Source organism: Bradyrhizobium sp. 187, assembly GCF_023101005.1.
Taxonomy (GTDB): domain Bacteria; phylum Pseudomonadota; class Alphaproteobacteria; order Rhizobiales; family Xanthobacteraceae; genus Bradyrhizobium; species Bradyrhizobium canariense_D.
Window position 1 is genome coordinate 4,277,880 of sequence record NZ_CP064693.1, and the last position, 18,420, is coordinate 4,296,299.

The 18,420-nt window shown below is 59.0% G+C and carries 23 protein-coding genes and 1 pseudogene; 14 read left to right on the top strand and 10 right to left on the bottom strand.

The genetic code is table 11. The features are described from left to right. The first annotated feature begins 82 nt into the window (after positions 1-82). Both IVB19_RS20495 and IVB19_RS20500 read left to right on the top strand, forming a co-directional pair. On the top strand, positions 83-1,372 hold the full coding sequence (locus tag IVB19_RS20495; RefSeq protein ID WP_247819853.1) for a pectate lyase family protein: 1,290 nt from the start codon (positions 83-85) through the stop codon (positions 1,370-1,372). 110 nt (positions 1,373-1,482) lie between these two features. After that, positions 1,483-1,800 (top strand): hypothetical protein, encoded by a 318-nt coding sequence (locus IVB19_RS20500; RefSeq protein ID WP_247819854.1) that lies wholly within the window; start codon positions 1,483-1,485, stop codon positions 1,798-1,800. A 719-nt stretch (positions 1,801-2,519) separates the two neighbouring features. Here the strand turns inward: IVB19_RS20500 and IVB19_RS40260 are convergent. After that, positions 2,520-2,645 (bottom strand): hypothetical protein, encoded by a 126-nt coding sequence (locus IVB19_RS40260; RefSeq protein WP_256467330.1) that lies wholly within the window; start codon positions 2,643-2,645, stop codon positions 2,520-2,522. A gap of 193 nt (positions 2,646-2,838) precedes the next feature. On the opposite strand from IVB19_RS40260, the pseudogene IVB19_RS20505 reads away from it, so the two are divergent. From IVB19_RS20505 to IVB19_RS20520, 5 genes and pseudogenes are all read left to right on the top strand, one after another. Next, positions 2,839-2,974, top strand: a pseudogene (locus IVB19_RS20505) (SOS response-associated peptidase); the annotation flags it as partial. 146 nt (positions 2,975-3,120) lie between these two features. After that, positions 3,121-3,366, top strand: coding sequence for a hypothetical protein (locus IVB19_RS20510; protein WP_247487928.1), 246 nt, complete (start codon positions 3,121-3,123; stop codon positions 3,364-3,366). Positions 3,367-3,512: 146 nt separating this feature from the next. After that, the gene (locus IVB19_RS40715; protein WP_524536669.1) at positions 3,513-3,767 is read left to right on the top strand and encodes a DUF7662 domain-containing protein; all 255 of its coding nucleotides are present in this window, start codon (positions 3,513-3,515) and stop codon (positions 3,765-3,767) included. A gap of 124 nt (positions 3,768-3,891) precedes the next feature. Beyond that, on the top strand, positions 3,892-4,590 hold the full coding sequence (locus tag IVB19_RS20515) for a COG3904 family protein (protein ID WP_247487926.1): 699 nt from the start codon (positions 3,892-3,894) through the stop codon (positions 4,588-4,590). Between the two features lie 31 nt (positions 4,591-4,621). Further along, positions 4,622-4,903, top strand: a complete 282-nt coding sequence (locus IVB19_RS20520) for a hypothetical protein (RefSeq protein WP_247487925.1) — start codon at positions 4,622-4,624, stop codon at positions 4,901-4,903. A 6-nt stretch (positions 4,904-4,909) separates the two neighbouring features. Here the strand turns inward: IVB19_RS20520 and IVB19_RS20525 are convergent, their stop codons facing one another. Further along, positions 4,910-5,092 carry a hypothetical protein gene (locus IVB19_RS20525; RefSeq protein WP_247487923.1) on the bottom strand — a complete coding sequence of 61 codons (183 nt, stop codon included), beginning with the start codon at positions 5,090-5,092 and terminating at the stop codon, positions 4,910-4,912. A 412-nt stretch (positions 5,093-5,504) separates the two neighbouring features. Here IVB19_RS20525 and IVB19_RS20530 point away from each other — a divergent pair, with 412 nt between their 5' ends. The 3 genes from IVB19_RS20530 to IVB19_RS20540 all read left to right on the top strand — a co-directional run bounded on the left by IVB19_RS20530 (position 5,505) and on the right by IVB19_RS20540 (position 7,050). Further along, positions 5,505-5,930: a hypothetical protein gene (locus tag IVB19_RS20530; RefSeq protein WP_247487920.1), complete on the top strand. Its 426-nt coding sequence runs from the start codon at positions 5,505-5,507 to the stop codon at positions 5,928-5,930. Between the two features lie 12 nt (positions 5,931-5,942). Continuing rightward, positions 5,943-6,425 carry a hypothetical protein gene (locus IVB19_RS20535; RefSeq protein WP_247819855.1) on the top strand — a complete coding sequence of 161 codons (483 nt, stop codon included), beginning with the start codon at positions 5,943-5,945 and terminating at the stop codon, positions 6,423-6,425. A 124-nt stretch (positions 6,426-6,549) separates the two neighbouring features. Next, positions 6,550-7,050: a hypothetical protein gene (locus IVB19_RS20540; RefSeq protein ID WP_247487916.1), complete on the top strand. Its 501-nt coding sequence runs from the start codon at positions 6,550-6,552 to the stop codon at positions 7,048-7,050. A gap of 1,196 nt (positions 7,051-8,246) precedes the next feature. On the opposite strand, the gene IVB19_RS20545 is transcribed toward IVB19_RS20540, so the two are convergent. The 3 genes from IVB19_RS20545 to IVB19_RS20555 all read right to left on the bottom strand — a co-directional run bounded on the left by IVB19_RS20545 (position 8,247) and on the right by IVB19_RS20555 (position 10,313). Continuing rightward, complete coding sequence (locus IVB19_RS20545) at positions 8,247-8,552, bottom strand: addiction module antidote protein (protein WP_247487914.1); 306 nt, start codon at positions 8,550-8,552, stop codon at positions 8,247-8,249. A 66-nt stretch (positions 8,553-8,618) separates the two neighbouring features. Next, complete coding sequence (locus IVB19_RS20550; RefSeq protein ID WP_247288204.1) at positions 8,619-9,368, bottom strand: outer membrane protein; 750 nt, start codon at positions 9,366-9,368, stop codon at positions 8,619-8,621. Between the two features lie 351 nt (positions 9,369-9,719). Further along, positions 9,720-10,313, bottom strand: a complete 594-nt coding sequence (locus IVB19_RS20555; RefSeq protein WP_247819856.1) for a hypothetical protein — start codon at positions 10,311-10,313, stop codon at positions 9,720-9,722. Positions 10,314-10,653: 340 nt separating this feature from the next. Here IVB19_RS20555 and IVB19_RS20560 point away from each other — a divergent pair, with 340 nt between their 5' ends. Beyond that, the gene (locus IVB19_RS20560) at positions 10,654-10,947 is read left to right on the top strand and encodes a hypothetical protein (protein ID WP_247454344.1); all 294 of its coding nucleotides are present in this window, start codon (positions 10,654-10,656) and stop codon (positions 10,945-10,947) included. A gap of 779 nt (positions 10,948-11,726) precedes the next feature. On the opposite strand, the gene IVB19_RS20565 is transcribed toward IVB19_RS20560, so the two are convergent. From IVB19_RS20565 to IVB19_RS20575, 3 genes are all read right to left on the bottom strand, one after another. Further along, a complete protein-coding gene (locus IVB19_RS20565) occupies positions 11,727-11,972 on the bottom strand; it encodes a hypothetical protein (protein WP_247454190.1) in 246 nt (81 codons plus the stop codon). Positions 11,973-12,533: 561 nt separating this feature from the next. Then, positions 12,534-12,710 carry a hypothetical protein gene (locus tag IVB19_RS20570; RefSeq protein WP_247523762.1) on the bottom strand — a complete coding sequence of 59 codons (177 nt, stop codon included), beginning with the start codon at positions 12,708-12,710 and terminating at the stop codon, positions 12,534-12,536. A 418-nt stretch (positions 12,711-13,128) separates the two neighbouring features. Next, the gene (locus tag IVB19_RS20575) at positions 13,129-13,335 is read right to left on the bottom strand and encodes a hypothetical protein (RefSeq protein WP_247487905.1); all 207 of its coding nucleotides are present in this window, start codon (positions 13,333-13,335) and stop codon (positions 13,129-13,131) included. Positions 13,336-13,918: 583 nt separating this feature from the next. On the opposite strand from IVB19_RS20575, the gene IVB19_RS20580 reads away from it, so the two are divergent. The 3 genes from IVB19_RS20580 (at position 13,919) to IVB19_RS40720 (ending at position 15,880) form a co-directional block, all read left to right on the top strand. Continuing rightward, positions 13,919-14,131, top strand: a complete 213-nt coding sequence (locus IVB19_RS20580; protein ID WP_247487903.1) for a hypothetical protein — start codon at positions 13,919-13,921, stop codon at positions 14,129-14,131. A 424-nt stretch (positions 14,132-14,555) separates the two neighbouring features. Continuing rightward, positions 14,556-15,709, top strand: a protein-coding gene (locus IVB19_RS20585; protein ID WP_088930867.1) for an IS3 family transposase whose coding sequence is annotated in 2 segments (ribosomal slippage) — positions 14,556-14,805 and positions 14,805-15,709 — 1,155 coding nt in all. Because the reading frame shifts where the segments join, the coding sequence is not laid out codon by codon here. A 36-nt stretch (positions 15,710-15,745) separates the two neighbouring features. Beyond that, positions 15,746-15,880 carry a hypothetical protein gene (locus tag IVB19_RS40720; protein WP_524536670.1) on the top strand — a complete coding sequence of 45 codons (135 nt, stop codon included), beginning with the start codon at positions 15,746-15,748 and terminating at the stop codon, positions 15,878-15,880. A gap of 383 nt (positions 15,881-16,263) precedes the next feature. Here IVB19_RS40720 and IVB19_RS20590 read toward each other — a convergent pair whose 3' ends face one another. Both IVB19_RS20590 and IVB19_RS20595 read right to left on the bottom strand, forming a co-directional pair. Beyond that, positions 16,264-16,488, bottom strand: coding sequence for a hypothetical protein (locus IVB19_RS20590; RefSeq protein WP_247487889.1), 225 nt, complete (start codon positions 16,486-16,488; stop codon positions 16,264-16,266). Positions 16,489-17,239: 751 nt separating this feature from the next. Continuing rightward, positions 17,240-17,443: a cold-shock protein gene (locus IVB19_RS20595; protein ID WP_085348421.1), complete on the bottom strand. Its 204-nt coding sequence runs from the start codon at positions 17,441-17,443 to the stop codon at positions 17,240-17,242. Between the last annotated feature and the right edge of the window lie 977 nt (positions 17,444-18,420).

Below are 18,420 nucleotides of genomic sequence, written 5' to 3' on the forward strand. Positions count from 1 at the left end.
ACGCTCTGCGTTTATCGTATAATTCTGGCATAGGCTGATTTAGTCGCGTCGCCGGCGGCGTCCCTCCTTCCGAGGATGCCCCGTGTCTCAGCCGTCTTCGTACTCGCCAGCGCACGCGTTCGTCAGTGATGCCGCGACCATTTCCAATTTCCCCGGCCAGCAGCTCGACTTCGAATTCAGCGCGCTCAAGACGACCACCGACCAGATTCGCACCAATCTCGCGTTGATCCAGCGCGACGATGGCGCGCTGTTGAACGGCGTCGTGACGTATGACAGCCTTTCGGCGTCGGTGCAGTCGAACGGCCTGGCGCCGGCGAATGCGTGGGCGACCGGTACGCTGTGCACGGTCGGCACTGCCGTTTTGCAGAACTACAACCTGTATCGGTGCGCGGTGGCGCACACGGCAGGCACGTTCGCGACCGACCTGGCCGCAGGCAAATGGACGTTCGTGATTGCGCTGCCAGTGGCGGCCATGCCTATGCCAGCGCCGACCGTGCTCGGCGGCGTTTTCAGCCATACCGCGACCACCCACCAGTTCGTCACCGCCATCAACACTGACGGCACGGTCACGACCGCGCAGCCGGCGTTCACCGACATCTCCGGCACACTGGCCGCCGCGCAATTGCCGGCCCCGACTACCTCGACGCTGGGCGGCGTAAAGGCAGCCACCGTGGTCGCCCACAGTTTTGTTAGCTCGATCGGCACTGACGGCGCGCCAGGGATGACGCAGCCCGTCGCCGCCGATGTGTCGTTCACGCAGACCGGAACTGGCGCTACCGCCATCACGGAAGACACGATATGGCGCAAGATCTATACGCCTGAGATGTTTGGGGCCGTGTCGTCTCCCTTGGGAACGGCTGCGGGTTCTCTAACCAACAACCAGACCGCTATCAACGCCGCAATTACGGCGCTGGGCGCCATTGGCGGCGGCACGCTGTTGTTCGGTCCTGGCGCATACAGCGTCGGCAACGGAATCTCTGTCGCGAGCAGCAACGTGTTCCTCAAGGGCGCGGGGATGCACGCAACGACGCTGGTTCTTGTCCCGACTGTGCCAACTTCGGCAGTCCAGTTTGGCAATGCTGGTATCATCGGTAACAACGGCATAAGCGACATGACCGTTGGGTCTTCGGATACCACAACGACAAAGAACGGCATTACGCTGATCGATACCACGCAGTTCACGATGCGGAACGTCATCGTGGATCGATATGGCAAGGCAATGGTATCCTGGCCGCAACGTCAGGTGCCGTCGGTCTTTCCGTGCAGGGCCGCGAGCTCGGCCTGGTCGAGAACTGCCAGTTCTACGCCAACCTTCCCATTCAGATTTCGCAAAACCCGCACGCCGTTGGCACTGCGTCAATCGTCGGTCTAAATGTCCTCAGTTCGGACCCGCTGCCCGCAGGCACGGCGACAATCCCACCGACCGCCACCTATAGCGCGATCTCTGGTGCATGGACGGCGTATACCCCAACCCTTGTCAGCTTGGCTGGTGGAGCCATCGGAACTGGCAACACGCTGACCGGACAATATCGCCAGGATGGCAAGACCATATCTATTCGCGTCAATATTACTATCGGAGCTTCGGGTATGGGCTCCGCAACTCAGGCCGGGTTCAGTTTGCCGGTTACGGCGGCTTCGGGCGGTGCAATCCTCGTCGGCAAGAGTACGACCACAGGGGCGATCCACTCTGGTGATATCCCCACGGGCGGTCTTACCAATGCGCTGATTTCAAGTTCGACCGGCGGCGCGGCAGCCAACAGCAATGTTTACGTTTTCAGTGGCGTGTACGAGGCAGCTTAATGGGAACAGAGCGCTTCTATAAGCCTGGATCGTTCTATCGGATCTGCGATCGAACGGGCGGAAAGCAGCCAGCTCTGCCGCGGCGAGGATAGCCTGCAATACCGGTGCGGTGGCGAGGCGGCGAACGCCCTCGCCGCCTTCATCGCCGATCGGCTGGTAAGCTGTTTGCCGGTGAGCCTCCATCGATACCGCCGCATCGGTCGCCACTTGCTCCGTCGGCGGCGCCGACTTCGGGCGAATGGCTGGTGCAGAGCGGCCTTTGTGCTGGATTGGCCGCAGCATTAAAGGAAGCGGTATGACGCCCCCCAAAGGGCCGCGGAGCAAGCGAGCCCGCGGCATCTGGAAGGGCAGCTACGTCGAGCCCTGGCTCTATCGTGTCTGCACCCGCGGCGGCCATCGCAGTGCTCTGAGGATGCCCAATGCACATCCTTAGCCGGCGCTTGGCGAAGGCGACGCCTCGACGAATCGACTTGTCCACATAGCCCACGCCTAGTGGGTCATTACAGTGCTTCTCCACCAAATCTAGCGGATTGGACGACGGTTCTCGCGTGCGCTTTTATCGTCGACATGTCCGCCGCCCGCATTATCACCCCGCCTCTGTCCGGCGGCGATCGCAAACACTTCGCCCGCGAGCTCCACAGGGCCGAAGTCGCCTATCAACGTGAGCTGCGCGAGGCCGTCGCGGCGCACGCCGCCGCCGATGCCGCTCTCGCAAAGGCCTATGCGCTCGATTGCATCGCCTGGACGACGCGCCAGTTCATTGGCAGCGGAGAGGATCCGTCACCGACGATCGCTGCGGCATCGAGGGCGAGCACAGCCTCCTCGAGGTCCGTTGCTGCCGCCACACAGAGCTCGTCGAACTAACTCTGGTCCTCTGGCCGCGCGAGCGGCCTGTGCATACGCTAAAGAAGGCGTTGTACTGCGGCCTGTGCCAGCGTACCGCCGGCCGTAAGCACCGCCCCGAGCTGATTGGATTGCGGCCGGTTGGTGATCCGCAGCCAGCCGCGCCTTCGAGGCGCTCGAAGAAGGCTCCTGACGATGTGCAATCTCTGCACCATCACCACCAACCAGGCCGCCATCATGCCGCTGTTCAGCGGTCGTCAACCGCTACGTTGGCAACCGGCCGGCGATGCCGTCAGTGTTTCCGGACTATCCGGCGCCCATCGTCCGCAACCCGAAAACGGTGAGCACGAGTTGACGCCGGCACCGCGGCTCGACGGTCGGAGCGTTCCTTGCGACTAATCCTATGGTCGAACTAGCCTGCCGGCGGACTTCATGGTTGCATCCCCAAACTGATAAAACCACTTGGGGGGACTGGGAATGAAACGACTCCTTTTGGCCGTCGCATTGACGCTCGCCGCAACGGCTGCCCAGGCGCAATATCTTAGCGGCACCGGTTCCAATCCGAGCACGCACACGTCATCCGGCTATACACGTGGCAACGGGACCTACGTCACGCCGTACATCGCCACGAATCCAAACGGCACGCAGCGCGACAATTTCGGCACCACCGGCAACTACAATCCATCCAGTGGCCAAACCGGTCACCGGACGCCGAGATACTGATCAGGCTGATGAGGCGCACCGGCGGATTGGGATTGTCGGGCGCGCCCTAATCCAACTCGTTAGGCCACGTAAATTCAAGGCACGCCGACTTCTCGGAGGGGCTTTCCATATCCGCGCTCAGGCCAACGGCACCAGGTAGGGAATTGATGTCCGTGTACGACCCTCTGCGAGCGAAGTTAGATAGCATGCGGGGGCAAACCGTTCGGCTCACATTTCTAGAAATAGAAGACCTGCTCGGAAGGTCATTGCCTGCGTCGGCCTACAAGTTCAGTGCCTGGTGGGGAAATGAGAGCTCGCGCAAAGCTGGTCACACGCAATCCATGGCATGGTTGGACGCTGGGTTTGCGGCCAGGGTTTCGCTGAAGCAGCGATCCGTCGAATTCATTCCGAAACGTCGGTAGCGATCCAGCTATGCAGTCGCGGCATGTCAAAGGCTCGTTGCTGTCAATCCACCATTCATTGCCATGCGTTTCGCTTGCGTTCGCGCTTGGGTTGCGAAACAGTATGCCCTAGAGGGAGTGGGCGATGGTCAAACTGCGTGCGACGATTTCAGGGGCGTTCCTGCTGCTTACACCCGCCGTGTTTTCGGACGACGGCCAGTCTGCTGAGGTTAAAGTTGGCGTGGGCAAGTCAGGCCAAGCAACCATTTGGATCACTGGAGAGATTGTGCCTGGAGACGCCGACAAGTTTTCGCAGTCAGTTCGCCGAGCCAATGATTCCGGAAAATTTGTTGCTAACGTTAGGCTGGATTCTCCCGGCGGAAATTTGCTCGAGGGGGTCAAGATTGCCGACGCCATCAGGTTCGGAAAGACATCCACCAACGTGGGCAAGACAGCGGTCTGCGCCTCGGCTTGCTTTCTGATGTTCGCCGCCGGTTCAACCAAGAACGCCGGCTACGGTGCTCAAGTCGGCGTCCACGGAGCGTCAGGAGAAAATGGAGAGGAAACGGCGGCATCAGGCGCTGCGACGGTATCGATGGCCAAAATCGCAAAAGAGTTGGGTGTCCCATCCGCCATCATTGGCCGCATGGTCGTTACGTCTCCACAAGACATGGTTTGGCTAAGTCCGCAGGAGCTGCAGTCGATGGGCGTCACCATGATGGGCCGTCCCTCTCAACTCACTCCGCCAGTTGCTAGTCTGCAGCAAACCCCGCCGAATTCGCCTTTCGTCGTTATCCCCATCGGGAGCGGAGCTTTCCGCTGCACGGACAACACCAAACGCTAGTCCTGCTTGGGCAGAAATCGTCAATAGGGCGATGGAAAAATCCGCAAGTCAGAATAGCGGGAAGCCGCTTTTTAGCCGCTCCTGCCAGCCCGAATTGAAAGTGTGTAACGTCGGCCTAAGCTACTTGGATAGTCAGGGCAAAGTCGCGTTCTTGAAAACAGTCGAGGACATGAACGGTAAGGTCATTGCACGTGAGGCATGCACTTTGAACGACTTCAAGGATGTTCGAACCTGCATCAACTGGGACGATGGCACCAGCCATCGTGACATGAAGGACAGCAATGGCGTTTGGTCCAAGGTAGCGGACCAATAGAGGCCCCTATTCCGTCACCTCCGAAGATTGCTCCACGGAAACGACGGGGTCCTCACCCGCGTGGCGGGAAAGCGCAACGTATTCGTCGGTGCATTCATCGACGGCTATTGCAAGGTAGTCCTCGTCGTCGGCGACGAATATCCCGACCAGATCGCGGGTGTCAATGATGCGGACGAGATAGGCTGGCACGCGAAGCTTCCAAGGGAGCAGGCCGCAGCATGCCTGTGGGCGCGGCACATGCCAATACCTTCAGCCCCTTGCGCTCGCTCTCCGGTTGCGGGACATTCCGCCTGGGGAATCATCATGCCATTTAAGCCATGGGCTCGGGCCGAATTTCGCGATGCCTTGCGTTGGCTGCGGACAAATCTTCTCTTTGTGCTGTTTCTTCTGCTAGCCGTTCTGCAGTTCATGACATGGCGATCCGTCGTTGATCTTGCGCGTGAACTCCCGCGAGATCCGCCGGACTGCCGCACCTACAAGCCGTGCATGGTCGAATTGAGCGAATACACTTTACGCCAACTACGGCCCCGCTAATGAACCGCATCGACGGCGCCATGCTGGTGCTTTTGGCCGTTGCTCTCGTTCGGGGCTCGTTTCACCGATGAAGCTTAGGATCATAGAACTCCCTGACGATCACGCGTTCCTCTCGCCGGTGCGCTCGCTGGTCGATGGAGTGTTTAAGGTGATCGGCTGGTTGGCGCTCTCCGCAACAATCCAAGTCGCTGCAGAGGCGGCGCAGAGCGCGCCGCTCTTGTGGCTTGCCTACATCGGCTGTTTTACAGTCCTTTTTTATCTTCAAAAATTTCTCAACTGGCTTACCCACGGAAAGTTACCAGGAATGACTGTGGCGCTTCGAGATGCGAGGCCCGGAAGATCGTCGAAGCTTGCGGGGATCCGCTTACTAAGTCGAGTGGGCGTGCCCTTGCTTGGCTTGGTAATCTGGATATCGATTATTGCAGCCATCCAGGTGACCATTGGAAGATCGGCAACATCGATCGTTGAATATCAGAAATCATCAAAGAAATAGCGAGTCTCCCTCGTGGACCCTCAAACAAGCGAACTCGCAATTAAACTCGCAGCGCCATTTGCGACCATTATGGCAGCCATCGTAGCCGTGTGCGCGACGGTCACGTTTGGCGTGATCCAGTTCCGACTTGGAAGAAGACAAGCTGACATCGCGCAAAACAAACTAGCGTTGGACTTATTTCAGCGTCGCATCGAGGCGTTTTCGACGACGCGAAAGGCGGTCGGTCAAATAGCGACTTTAGGAGCCTCCAGCCCGAGTATTGAGATGACGCTCATCGAAGCCATCGATGCATCTCGGTTTTTGTTTGGGCCAGATCTTCGTAAATACCTGGACGGTCTATATCATCATCTCATCAAGTTGGATTACTGCAACAAGGCCCTAAACGATCCGAATCTTTCTGCAGCCGACCGCGGCAAGACGGCAGATTCCCGGAGCGAACATTTTTTGGCGATCACGGATTTCTACAAGCAGATGGACGGATTGTTCGGTCCATAATCTTTCGGCGGAACACGTACGCTTCGTAAAATGGGGCCGATAGGACTGATCAACGCTTTTAGTAAAGTTCTCACCTTCCGAGACGGTCTCGGCCAATTTTAGGTTAGATCAAGAGAGATCTTCAATGGACAGCGGTGGTGCAGTTGAATTTGTAAAGTTGTTTGGTGGTCTCTCTGGCATCTGTTCGGTCGCATTCCTGATATTGGAGAAGTTTACAAAGCACTATCCTGTGGCATTCATTGAAGCGCGCCCACTGATTGACGGCAGCAGAAACATCGTGCCGTTTTTATATTTGAAGAATGTCAGTGAACGACCAATTTTGATTTCGTGGCCGGACGGCGATCTTAGCCGATTCAGGGTCGCGAGGGATGACAGCATAGATGGGATACTTGCGACCATGTTCGAAGGCGAAACTACCATTTCGTTGTCGGCAGGTGCTGACGCGGTGCTGCCCTTGCATCGACCTCGGTCATATGAAGAAATAGACCCCGAAAATGTGTTGGAGTGGATCGCGACTTGGCAATTGGCTCAGCCAATTTTGTGGCGCACTCCTAGGAAACTTCGCGTCCAAATTCGAAAACGCGACTTTGAGGCTTTGATCGACGGCTACGTCGCAAAGCATTAGCCCTTTCGTTTCACGCTCTCATCGGCACCACGTTGCTGGCGCCGCCCTCCACCAGCCCCATCGGGTGCGCCGCCCATAGGTCCAGCGCCTCGCGCTTTTACTTGAAGTAGGGATTCGTGTCATAGGTGCGCAGGAGCTTGGCGGGCAAGTGGTTCAGCAGTGCTCGACGACGTGCGGAGCGAGTCCGAGAATCCCGACATCGGCCCGGCCGGTGCGGCGAAGGTAGGAGCGTCCTGGGCGTCTTGAGCTTCACGCCTGGTCCATCTGCTCGTTCGCTTCGACCAGCCGGAATAGCCGCCCTTGCCGGAGCCGAAGACAAAGTCGCGCTCGTCGCGCTCCCGGATGCTCTCGAGAACGCCTGTCCCCATTATTTGCCGGCGCATGTCTCCGCGCCGCTAGGCCGCCTCGACTCCATCCGACACCGTGCGCGCCATCGCCATTTCGGACGTCTCGTCCGGGTAACCGGTCCGTTCGGCTCCCCAGTTGAAAGTCCAGGCAAGGCGTCCTGCCCGACTTGGATCGATCCAAGGAGCTCACCCGGCCGCCCGAGCCTCCGCCATGCCAGCTATCATAACGGGCGCTTGCGCCGCGCACCGCTGCCGAACCTCGGACATGTCGCGCCTTTGCGCTTGGCGTCAGGAGCGTATGGCGTCAATCGTGTGGGCGATCAGGATCGCAACGCTGACCGCGATGATGATGAGGAGCAGCCAAGTGATCACGTTCGTCTCCATCCCGCCGCGGAGTGAACGCGCTCAATCGCGCACAGTCAAAAACAACCGGCCGACAAGCTTAACCTCGGCGCTGGGCTGAGGATTCAAGGCAACTCTTGCGTCCCGATTCGGTCCTATCGGCGGAATGCGAGTAGGAGAAGAACACCAACAACGCACGCTGCCAGCGAGAGTAAGAAAATACCCACGGCACACCCCGACTCGTTAGGGTTGGATCCGACCTATACCATGCGGGAGGCGCCCCCAAGTACACCAGGTGCCTCGTTGCCATCCCTTGTCTCTGTAAGAAGAATGGCGCGCCAGCGGGAACCGGGGCCCGTCCGAAGATCGCCCCTCAGCTCTGCCTCCGTGCATCCAGGCGATCACATACTGTCGGCTCACGCGAGCACCTGACGGCGTGAACCGGCGGAGCTTCAAGGGACTTTTCCCACCTACGACGCGCAGTAGCTCTCGCCCCCTGAGTGATGACTACTTCTTCGTTACGCGAGCCGCGGCAGCTGTCGATCGCTCGCCCTTGGGAGTTACTTTGAGTTGTAAGCCCATGGCCGAGAGCACTGCAAGAACCGTGGAAAAATTCGGAAGCTGTGTGTTGGTTTTGAAAGCTCGATAAATACTCTGCCGGCCTAAACCCGTCTGTCTTGCCATCTCGGCGATGTTAAAAGCGCCAAGTGCCTCGCCGATAGCCTTACAAATTATCTTGGGTTCAGCTGAAGCAAATGCGCTGTTTAGCTCGTCGGCTAATTTCGAAGGGGTCGGTCGGTAAGTTTTCGTCATTCCAATCTCCCCAAAAAAGAAAGGCCGGCTCAAAGAGCCGGCCCCTATTTTTTTCAGTGATGCTGCTCAGTACCGGCCGATGCTCGGGCCGCCGAACTTGTAGTTCACGCGAACCGTGACGAGATCGACGTCCTGACGGATGCGATCCGCACCGAATGCTACGCCCGCGGGACCCGTGAATGCGAGCGTACGATCCTGCATAAACAGATGATCGTATTCGACACCAGCCGACCAGCCGGGAGCAAAGCCGTATTCCAGGCCTACCCCGACGGTACCGCCCCAACGGGTGTCATCACCGGTGGTGGCAAGCACAGCGCCAGTTGCAGTCGAATAGATCCGGTTGCGATTATCGGTCACGGCAGCACCGCCCTTGACGTAGAACAGGACGTTGTTGGTGGCCCAGCCGAGCTGACCCGTGAACAGACCGAACGCATTGATCCGTGAATCGTTGCGGAAGCCCGGACCAAACAGGGTGCTCAGGTTGCTGCCTCGCAAGTCGGCCCAGTCGCCCTGCGCTTCGAGGCCGAACACCCAGGTCCCAGTCTGCCAGCGATAACCAACCTGACCACCCGCAACTCCGCCCGTTGCATCGTGCGAACCTTCGGGACCCACCAGGAAGGGGGCAACCGAATCCCAGCTGTTGCGGCTTGAGCCCCAACCGCCGTTGGCGCCGATGTAGAAGCCACTCCAGTCATAAATCGCGGCGACCATCGGAGGCGCCTTGGTGTAGGGACGCGCTGCCATATCCGCCGCGCTTGCCGGAGCCGATAGGCCGAGAGCCAGTGTTCCGGCCGCAACCGCAATAAGTTTCTTCATTCGAGTCTCCCCAAAGATAATCAGTTTTAAGAGTCGCTAGTTCGCCCACCTGCCTTTCAACAGTACTCGCTCGTGGGTGTTTTGCTGTAGCTGGCCTGCCACACTCGCTATCGAAGGCAAGCCGGAACTCTTTATAACAGTTAAGTAATTGGGAACTTTATGCACGTTGGCATTCACAATGAGCCAGCGTTGTTCGCCCGGCTGCTGCCGGAGTCGGGATACAGCCCTGTAGTTGCGGCTTCTCGAAGCCAGCGGGTTCTCTATGTCTTGTGTGTCTCGGTCCTCGTCACCAATCCGCAATGGCTAATCGTGTTGCGATAACTTGGTAGCCATGGCGGGCGTCCCCTCGTCTCAGTTGAACGGATCGTGGATCGATGGCGCCGACTGCCTGATGCGGCGCACGCTCACCGGCGAGCCGTCGGAGACGAACAGCAGCTCGTATCGGCGGCCTTCACTGTCGGTCGCCGAGCAGGTGATATCTGTCACCTTCCTCGCAGCGAAATTGCCAGTCTGGCGGCAGGTACCGGTTGATGGCTGCTCGGCCGGCACCTGCAGTCCGTCAACTTTGGGCCGATCCTTGGAATTGAGCAGCATGCGATCAATCGGCAGCTGGTAGGAATTGTCGTCGGCCCGTTTGCCGTTCTCGCCGGAGAACGATACGACGTGGCTCTCATCGTCGGGATCGTCGACGGCTACCGCAAAATTCACCCGCCCTTTGTCGCCATGGGCGTAAGCCACCGTCTTGCATCCGAAGCTGCGCCCGCCGACCTTCAGCGTCTTGCAGTGCCCGGACATCAGCGCCAACAGATCGACAAAAGCGTTCGGTCCGGCACCGAACGAGGAGCTCAAGGATTCTTCCTTCTGAGGAGATTGAGCAAAGCACGGCGCAAGGTAAACTAGAAAAACAAGCGCTGCGGCAGTCGAATATTTGGGGCATTTGGTCACTTACGAGAGTATCCGTGTATCTCAATTGCGCAACAGGCAGACCACATCAGCATGGAAAGCGCAACGTACACGAAGTCCGGTCACTATCCGCCCCGCAGCCCCGCTGAATGGTTGGCTGAGGGGCATGTGACATGCAGCATCCAGTGCCTGAACGGCCGCTGTCGTCGCAGGGCCGACGTGCGGCTCGATACATTCCCGCAGGATCAGCCTGGTCGCGCGTCGGCTTACGCCTGGTCTGCTCGGCATGCGCCGCCGCAGGATCTGTGCATATCGTCCCGAACTGGCATGACAGTCGCGGGCAAGTCAGGCCAAGCATGGGGTTGAGGTTTTGATTCCAGCAATGAAACTCGTGACAGAACGTCCCTTCGCTGATCCGGAAGTCGCCGCGCGTAAGCTGGTCGAACTTGCGGCCTCCATTCAGCCGGTACAGGACGGTCGCATCCACACCGAGAAGGTCAACTATCCCTTCCTCTACACGCTCAAGGCAAGCGGCGCGGAATTCGGCCCCGGCATCAGGTGCGCTGTCGAGAAGGGCTGGCTCGAGCTGCATGAGAGCGGCACGTATGTGCGGGTGCTGACGCCCGGCCGGGATCTGCTGGGACTGTTAGGAACCGAGCGGGCAAATTCTGCTTGAATCCGCGCTGGCTCGGCGCCCTGAGCTGGCGGAGCGGCCCCGGCATTAGCCCCAGGTCTCCCGAAGCCGGGGCCGTCCCTCGGTTGGACGTCCGCTTTAGCTGGTTTTTGCAAGGTTCGCTCTCGCTCACGGCCAACCTCGCACACTAAGCTCTCGCCTAGGTGGCGGCATTATTCCTGACGGTCGACACAGCTTCGATGAGGACCGGGCACTCTTCATATTCCTTAGCATCGCCCGCAACAGTACCGCGAAGCTCCCTGCACTCGCCGCCATCGAAGAACCACTTGGCTTTGCCAATGGCGACGATCACTTTGCATTTTGGGCATTGCACCTGCATCTGCCTACCATGCGCTCAGAATCGGCGCATTTCCAGCCACTACCTCAGCGAGTTTGGATAAGAAGGCTGCCAAAAAGAGCCTCGAAATGAAGGTCAGCCTATGGGAAAGGCCGCAGGGTGGTTCCAGCCCCCACTGCGGCCATCCGGGACAACTGCAAATTGATGAGTACTTAAATCTCGCCGGTGTTCTCACAGTAGAACACCCCGTTGCGAAAATGGAGTCGGTACAACTACCGGAGTACGCCGTTCTGCCCATTGTCGTTTAAGCACGAACATGGCACGGCCCGGCTTCCAGCCCCCAATGCTCCCGGCAACCGATCCAATTGCGGATTAGAGCGCCAGGAGTGCCACAGGCCCGCCAGTGTGAACCGGCGGGCCTTTTGCTGCCAGATGCTGGAGATCTTCTTGCGGGTGGCGAGACACGCCCTGAGCTTTGGACCGCCTAAGTGCGTTTCCGCCGTTCGCTTTCAGCCCTATTCGCTGCCTTGAGCCGGTCCCTAATGTACTCGGAGATTTCGCCGATCTCCGCCTGCAGGGCGGCTTCCGAAATGCCCTGCCCCTTGGCAGCCTGGATTAGCCGCCGCGTGAGTTCCGCTACATCCTGCGACGCGCCGGCAGTCCGGTACTGCTCGGCAGCGTGGATGCTGTTCTCGGTCCAGAAGTCCATGAACTCGCGAACCTTGCTCACCGTATTCCCCTACGCGGTCTTAGGGCTCAGCGTTAACGACCGTGGGTGACCGGAGCAAGGCCGAGACGGCGCATAGCAAGATTGGGAAGCAGCACCCGTCTGAAGTAAAAGCCCGCCCCAACTTGCGCTGAGGACGGGCCCTCAGCGGCGCGGTGAAACTTGGGGGCAACATCACGCCGCCGATTGGAGTCCTTACCACAGCGCCTCTGCGCCGACCACCATGCGGTTGGCGGCTAGCTTCATTCGTGCCCTTCTACGGGGAAGCACAAAGGCCGCCCCAGCTTTGCGGCTGGGAAGCCGCTCCACTAATTCCCCACACCCGCAATACGCAGTAGCTCTCGCGAGTATGGAGCTACTAGCAATCCAGTCCAGCGGGCGGCCTCGGCGCGACAATTTGCTGCAATTTCGAGCAGAGCGGCCTGCTCCAGTGGCAGCGTGCTCTCCTGGGCCTGCTCCAAGCAGAGCCGCTCGAAGGTCTTGAGCTCGTCGATGATGCGCTGATGCTGCTCCATGGGGGGCGATTAGACTGCGCCTGCGCGGTGCCCGTCAAGGGCGGCTCACCTAAGTTGTTTTGATCGCCCGGATATCCTTGATCTGCTGGATGTATTCGTCTGCGAGATCAAGCAGGCGTTTAGCGGTCACATGGTCACCGATTTGGCGTGCAAGCCTTCGGCATTGCTCCACCTTAGCAAGCATCTGAAATTCTAGCTGCGGTTGGTCGTCAAATGTTGCCACCATGCCCGGTGTATTACACCGACGACGAGCAGCGCGCACCCAAGTCTATGCCAGTAAGGCTACGGTCTAGCGTCGCCGGCAGGAATGAAGCCGCCCACTGAGGCGGTCTTACTCCTTAGTCTCCGTCCAAGTCTGCGCACCGCATTCGCGCTTGAACATACGCACGATTTTACCGTTTTGCGTGTTTAGCATCTTCAAGACTGATCTCGGCTTCCTGCCGCACTCGCCGCAGGGCTGAACCGGATTTGGGTCGAAGCTCGAAAAGATTTCGTTCTTAAAATCACGGTCCACGGTACTGCCCCGCCAGTGAGTACTCGGCTAAGTCCCGAAGTGCACACTTGCTCCCTCGCAGGGAAAAGCCGGGCGGAATTCACCCGGTTGCGTGGCCCATAGCGCGCTGGTCGTAATGCGTATTCCTGCGCTACCCGGCGCTCCGCCTCTGAAATGCCTCGTCCAGTTCCGCAAGGGTGACGACCTGCTCGGCGCGCTGGGCTAGCTCCTCATAATTGTTTGCAACTTGACGGAGCGTCTCTCGGGTCTGCGGGAATTCGCTGTTGTCGGCCTTCGTGCGAAATTCTTCGGCACGCATCCGCCAGTACTTCGGGGAGTGCATTCGTTCCACGCCCATGGCCGATCCCTCGACTGAATTCTTCACTCTTAATGCAGGTTAAGTCTGCTGGTTCCGGGATGAACGTGAAACAGCAAAACAGGCTCCCTTTACTGTTTTTGGCTCAAACCTTTCGATCCTGGTTGCGCCTTCCCAAAGCTCAACAGCATGTCCATCGACGAGGTGCTTCGCTCTGTTCCGGGCTGTCGTTTCATCGGGGACCACCAAATCGACCCGAAGCTGTATGTGCCCGTCAGCCCCGATTACGTAAGCTCGATATTCGCCCATGGTCGCGCCGTTGAATGCTTTCATCCCGCCGAGACTAGGGCCGGTCTAAGATGGGGGTACGATCAAATGAGACGCGCCCGTAATTTTACTGAGGGCACACGCTGTCCCAACGCAGCGGCCCTTCACTTTTTGAAACCTTGCTGCTGATGCCAAGTTTGCCCGATGCCTTCCTAAAGGGCGACCCAGATTGGCCCCAGCTCCTTCGCCGCCATTGCCCCGGGAGCCGGGGCCATATCCACGGCGCTTAGCGCGATCAATCTGGCCGCCGCCCTATTGTACCAAGGAGCTCGGCGTCCTGTGCATTGGAGAACGTATCGTGCCCAAACAAAATTGCCTGATCGTTCGTGCTGCCGGAAGACAATTAGATCTTTTACGCGGCGAAGCCTCCCGCATCGCGAAAGGCAATAACGTCGACTGGTGGGCCGATCAGGCGCAGGTCGGCACTCGCTTCTGCTTCGAGGATGCAAAGGCAAAAGAGTCATTCGCTGTCGCCTGTGACAACTTCGGTATTCCCTGCCAAGACGGCTAGCCTGACGAAGGCCGCCAGAGTGAACCGCTCGGCGTGCTGAAAGTAAAAGGCCCGCCCCATTGCTGGAGCGGGCCGTCGTCGCATCTTACTGACGAACGCCCAGCAGGATGATCTCGTCATCCGAGGCCCGCCCCGCCCAAACGGCACGTGCGTGCTCGATCCGCAGGGTACCTTTCTGATCGTGGTGCGCAGCCCATTCGTTGAACGCCCTCTCGGTCTTAGATCCTACGAGGCTTGGTACAGCCCTCTATTAGAAACAAAGGGATCGCATCCGGCTTCGCGCAGCCCGTGAAAATACGTCCGGAAAAAGCGAGGCCCTCCTTCAACCGGCAAGGGCACACAGATTCAGGTGCGCTTACATACTGAGCTGCTGCCGGTTTGATGGACACCGAGATTGGGTGTTTTATCGAGCCAGAGGTGGGTCATGCAGAGACGGAAGTTCAGTCGAGAGTTCAAGATCGAGGCGGTCAAGCTCGTCAGGGAGCGCGGGGTATCTGTGGCGCAAGCTGGCCGAGACCTGGGCGTTCATGAGAACGTGCTGCGCAAATGGGTGAAGGAGTTCGGCTTCGACGCTGCGCAGTCGTTCCCCGGCCACGGGCAACTGAAGCCTGAGCAATTGGAGATCGAGCGGCTGCGGCGCGAGGTCAACAAGCTGAAGGCGGAGCGGGATATCCTAAAAAAGGCCGCTGCCTACTTCGCGAAGGAAGCGACATGAAGTTCGGCTTCATCGCGAAGCACCGGGGCATCTGGCCGGTGGCATGGCTATGCGAAGCGATGGGCGTGTCGCGGTCGGGCTTTCATGCCTGGCTGAACCGATCGCCCAGCGCCAGATCCCGGAGCGACGAGACCGTAGGCCAGCAGGTCAAGGTCAGCTTCCTTGCCAGTGACCGGACTTACGGCGCGCGGCGCGTCTGGCGAGACCTTCTGGCGGACGGCGTCGAATGCGGCCTGCACCGGGTCGAACGGCTGATGCGCCTGCAGGCCCTGCGGGCGCGGCCACGACGCCGGCGTCTGCCGAAGGACGCAGGCCATCGCCAGATTGCGAACGTGGCGTCGAATCTTCTGGATCGGCAGTTCGAGGCCGAGCGCCCGAACCAGAAGTGGATCGCCGACTTCACCTACATCTGGACGGCTGAGGGCTGGCTCTATGTGTCGGCGGTGATCGACCTGTTCTCGCGCCGGGTGGTCGGCTGGTCGATGAACGCCAGCATGACCGCCCAGTTGGTTGCGGACGCCCTGTTGATGGCGGTCTGGCGGCGCGGCAAGCCGGATGCCCTGATGCATCATTCCGATCGCGGCAGCCAGTACGTCAGCGAGCAGTTCCAGCGCTTGATGGCTGATAGCGGCATCGTCTGCAGCATGAGTCGGTCCGGCAACGTCTGGGACAACGCGGCGATGGAGAGCTTCTTCTCGTCGCTGAAAACCGAACGCACCGAGCGCAAAACCTATCGCACCAGGAACGAGGCCAGAGCAGATGTGTTCGATTACATCGAGCGGTTCTACAACACGACCCGACGTCACTCGACGATCGGTTACCTCAGCCCTGTTGAGTTCGAGCGCAAGGTGGGATTAGCTTAACCCGGTGTCCATCAAACCGGCAGCAGCTCAGAGGGCATGACTGCAGCCGAGTTGGCCGAGCGGTTGGGTCGCAGTCGCCAGGCCGTCTACGGTCGGTTACAACGTTTCCGCAAGCAGCGAGGCCGAGTAAGCCGCACCAGCGGACGCGCCTTCGCGCAATGGGTTGGTTAGCCGGGGGTCCTCCCCCGGCACAACAGCCGCCGGCTTTGCATCGTTCACCGCGGCAACAACCTTCCTCAGCAGTGCGGCGCCGTGCTGCGCGCGCGCCAGCTGGACGATTTGCAACCGTCGAGGCGACGTACCCTTAAAGGGTGTGGATTTGCGCTGCCCCTAAGGGAATGGACGGGATAGCGGAGAATTGCCTAAACTGACGCGATGCACCGCGAAATCAAAGAGATGCTGATCGGTTCAGGCATCATAATCCTACTCGGCATCGGCATCATCGCATGGCCGCCCCTCGGCCTATTCGTTTATCGCTACTTTTTCTCGTACCTGAGACTGGCGCTGCAGTGGCTCATCTCTTGAACCAAGTCGGCACCGACCCTGAGACAGTTTCAGATTCCCCTCGCCGCGGCGTCCAAGGAATGCCCGAAAATCCATTGAGTAACGAAAACGTCGCCGAAAGGCTCAAGGTCGTGCGAAAAGCCGTTGCCGGGACGCAGACGGCGTTTTGTAAACGGATCGGGATTGAAGTGCAGCGCTGGAACAATTTCGAACGGGGCCTGCCAAACAGCGTCGGCCTTTTGTTGGTGCAAAAGATTCCTGGCCTTACCTTGCATTGGTTATTCTTAGGGAAAAGCGGATGGGTTGCCACTCCAACTTCGCGATGAGTTGGAGTCCCACAACGCCGCAGCTACAACCCTGAACATGCGCGTCACTCCTTCGGTGAAGGCGCGTTTAAATTTTCGTTGCGCGTAGTGGGTGAGTGCGCGGCTTGCGAACTGCGCCCTATGTTGTTAGAGACGCGCCTTCAACATCGAAGGAGCATCGCTTTGCCTAAAAAGAAACAAGTAGTTCGCCGCGAGTGGACGAAGAATGACATCAAGGAACTTAAAGCGCACTCAAAGGCGCGAACGCCTGTCGCCAAAATATCCAAGGCAACCAAGCGCACCGTTGGTGCGCTCCGTCAGAAGGCGCTCAATCTCGGAATAGGCCTCGGGCATCAGCGCTAAATTGACGCTGGTCTAGGTGATACTGAGTCCGTTGAGCGAGCCGCCAAAAAGCGATATGGTTTAACGGTCGCATCTGCGCCGATCATGTGCAGACTGCTGCATCCGTTAAGGCCGCCGGAGAACTTCGCGGCTTTGGGGTTGAGGGCTCGCCATCCAGCCCCGGCGGGCCCTCCCTCCGTCAGCAAGACTTGTTCCCCGAGTGTGACATCGACAACATTGCGGACTCGTGCCGTCGCTGTAGGCTTATCTCGCCGGGGCTGGAATCAATATTTCACGCTTCATTTTACCCGGCTGGCCGCAGTGGTACGCCGCTGCGGCCTTTTCGTTTGGCGCCTACTTCACGGCGCGTTTGGAGGGCTCACCCCATCCGTAGATTTTCAGCCGAGTCTTTTCCGCGGTTGTTCACGACATCGAAGCTAACCTTAGCTCCCTCTGCCAAGGACGTGTAACCAGCCTTCTCAACCGCTGAGATATGGACGAAGACGTCCTTGCCGCCGTTGTCAGGTTGAATGAACCCGTAACCCTTCGTCGGGTTGAACCACTTCACGGTCCCCATAGCCACATGCTAGTTTGTCTACGGCAGCAAGACTGACGTATTGAAGTCCGATGTACGATGATAGTCTTCTGTTTTTGCTGCTCGCGCTATTTGCTCTGACGCCGTCCTGATAGTGCTTTTTTGTGCTGGGGAGGACATTATGCGAGGCTCTCGCGCAATCCTTTACGAACGACTTAGCGAACTCGCTTCTCAACTCTCAGAGCTGGAGGATCTTCGAGATCTGGTGGAAGAAGCTGAGCGATGCGCCCGCGGTGTGCCCCCGCTATGCTTGAGACGTCTTGCTACGCGCCACCTTCGCAGTCGCAAACCGCGCGCCCTGTCTGTCCGCTTACGTCGCCTCGCGCCTCCAAGCAGGAATGCAGGAGCTATCTGTACGCCTGACAACGACAACCAAGTCGAGTGGACTTTGCTGGAGCCATTTCCCGAGGGATGGTGGGCTTCATCCTAAAGCCCGTGCACTGAAGGGCCTTTCCCCAATGGACGAATTCGCGATGCTTCTCGCCGAGCTGGGCCGGTGCAAGGCAGTTCCAGCACCTGCAGAACGAACTCGATCTCGCGACTGGTGCGGGGCCGACCGACATTGTAGCGCTTCAACACACGGCGCGCCGGATGAGCAGCATCGCAGTCCGCCTCGAGGCTTTGACGCGCGCGATCTCGAAAGGTACGGCCAGCGGAGTACATTGAGCACTCCCGTCCCTTCTCCTTGAGGAAGTGGACGGACGATGCGGCCTTGGTCCAAAATGCCCTAGCCATGGAAGACGACTATTATTTTGTTTGGGTACTCGACCGATCGGGTAATGCCTGCCCCCAAGTTTGGGCGGGAGATCAGTTTGAGCGCCCAGATTGGCAAGTCAGTCACGTCATAAGCAACCGCCTCCTGAACGCAGCCGAACGTGCGATGCCGCTGGACCGCCTCGCCGCGTTGTACCCGTTCGCCTGAAGGGAGCGAGCCGACACCCTGAGGGAGTGAACGCTAGACCTGC

What these genes read in the sequence shown, in the direction of transcription:
- IVB19_RS20510 (WP_247487928.1), top strand. Translation starts at nt 3,121, where the DNA reads ATGAAACGACTCCTTTTGGCCGTCGCATTGACGCTCGCCGCAACGGCT.
- IVB19_RS40720 (WP_524536670.1), top strand. Translation starts at nt 15,746, where the DNA reads ATGACTGCAGCCGAGTTGGCCGAGCGGTTGGGTCGCAGTCGCCAGGCC.
- IVB19_RS20570 (WP_247523762.1), bottom strand. Translation starts at nt 12,710, where the DNA reads ATGGTGGCAACATTTGACGACCAACCGCAGCTAGAATTTCAGATGCTT.
- IVB19_RS20575 (WP_247487905.1), bottom strand. Translation starts at nt 13,335, where the DNA reads ATGGGCGTGGAACGAATGCACTCCCCGAAGTACTGGCGGATGCGTGCC.
- IVB19_RS20515 (WP_247487926.1), top strand. Translation starts at nt 3,892, where the DNA reads ATGGTCAAACTGCGTGCGACGATTTCAGGGGCGTTCCTGCTGCTTACA.
- IVB19_RS20590 (WP_247487889.1), bottom strand. Translation starts at nt 16,488, where the DNA reads ATGCAAGGTAAGGCCAGGAATCTTTTGCACCAACAAAAGGCCGACGCT.
- IVB19_RS20520 (WP_247487925.1), top strand. Translation starts at nt 4,622, where the DNA reads ATGGAAAAATCCGCAAGTCAGAATAGCGGGAAGCCGCTTTTTAGCCGC.
- IVB19_RS20560 (WP_247454344.1), top strand. Translation starts at nt 10,654, where the DNA reads ATGAAACTCGTGACAGAACGTCCCTTCGCTGATCCGGAAGTCGCCGCG.
- IVB19_RS20530 (WP_247487920.1), top strand. Translation starts at nt 5,505, where the DNA reads ATGAAGCTTAGGATCATAGAACTCCCTGACGATCACGCGTTCCTCTCG.
- IVB19_RS20540 (WP_247487916.1), top strand. Translation starts at nt 6,550, where the DNA reads ATGGACAGCGGTGGTGCAGTTGAATTTGTAAAGTTGTTTGGTGGTCTC.
- IVB19_RS20545 (WP_247487914.1), bottom strand. Translation starts at nt 8,552, where the DNA reads ATGACGAAAACTTACCGACCGACCCCTTCGAAATTAGCCGACGAGCTA.
- IVB19_RS20550 (WP_247288204.1), bottom strand. Translation starts at nt 9,368, where the DNA reads ATGAAGAAACTTATTGCGGTTGCGGCCGGAACACTGGCTCTCGGCCTA.
- IVB19_RS40715 (WP_524536669.1), top strand. Translation starts at nt 3,513, where the DNA reads ATGTCCGTGTACGACCCTCTGCGAGCGAAGTTAGATAGCATGCGGGGG.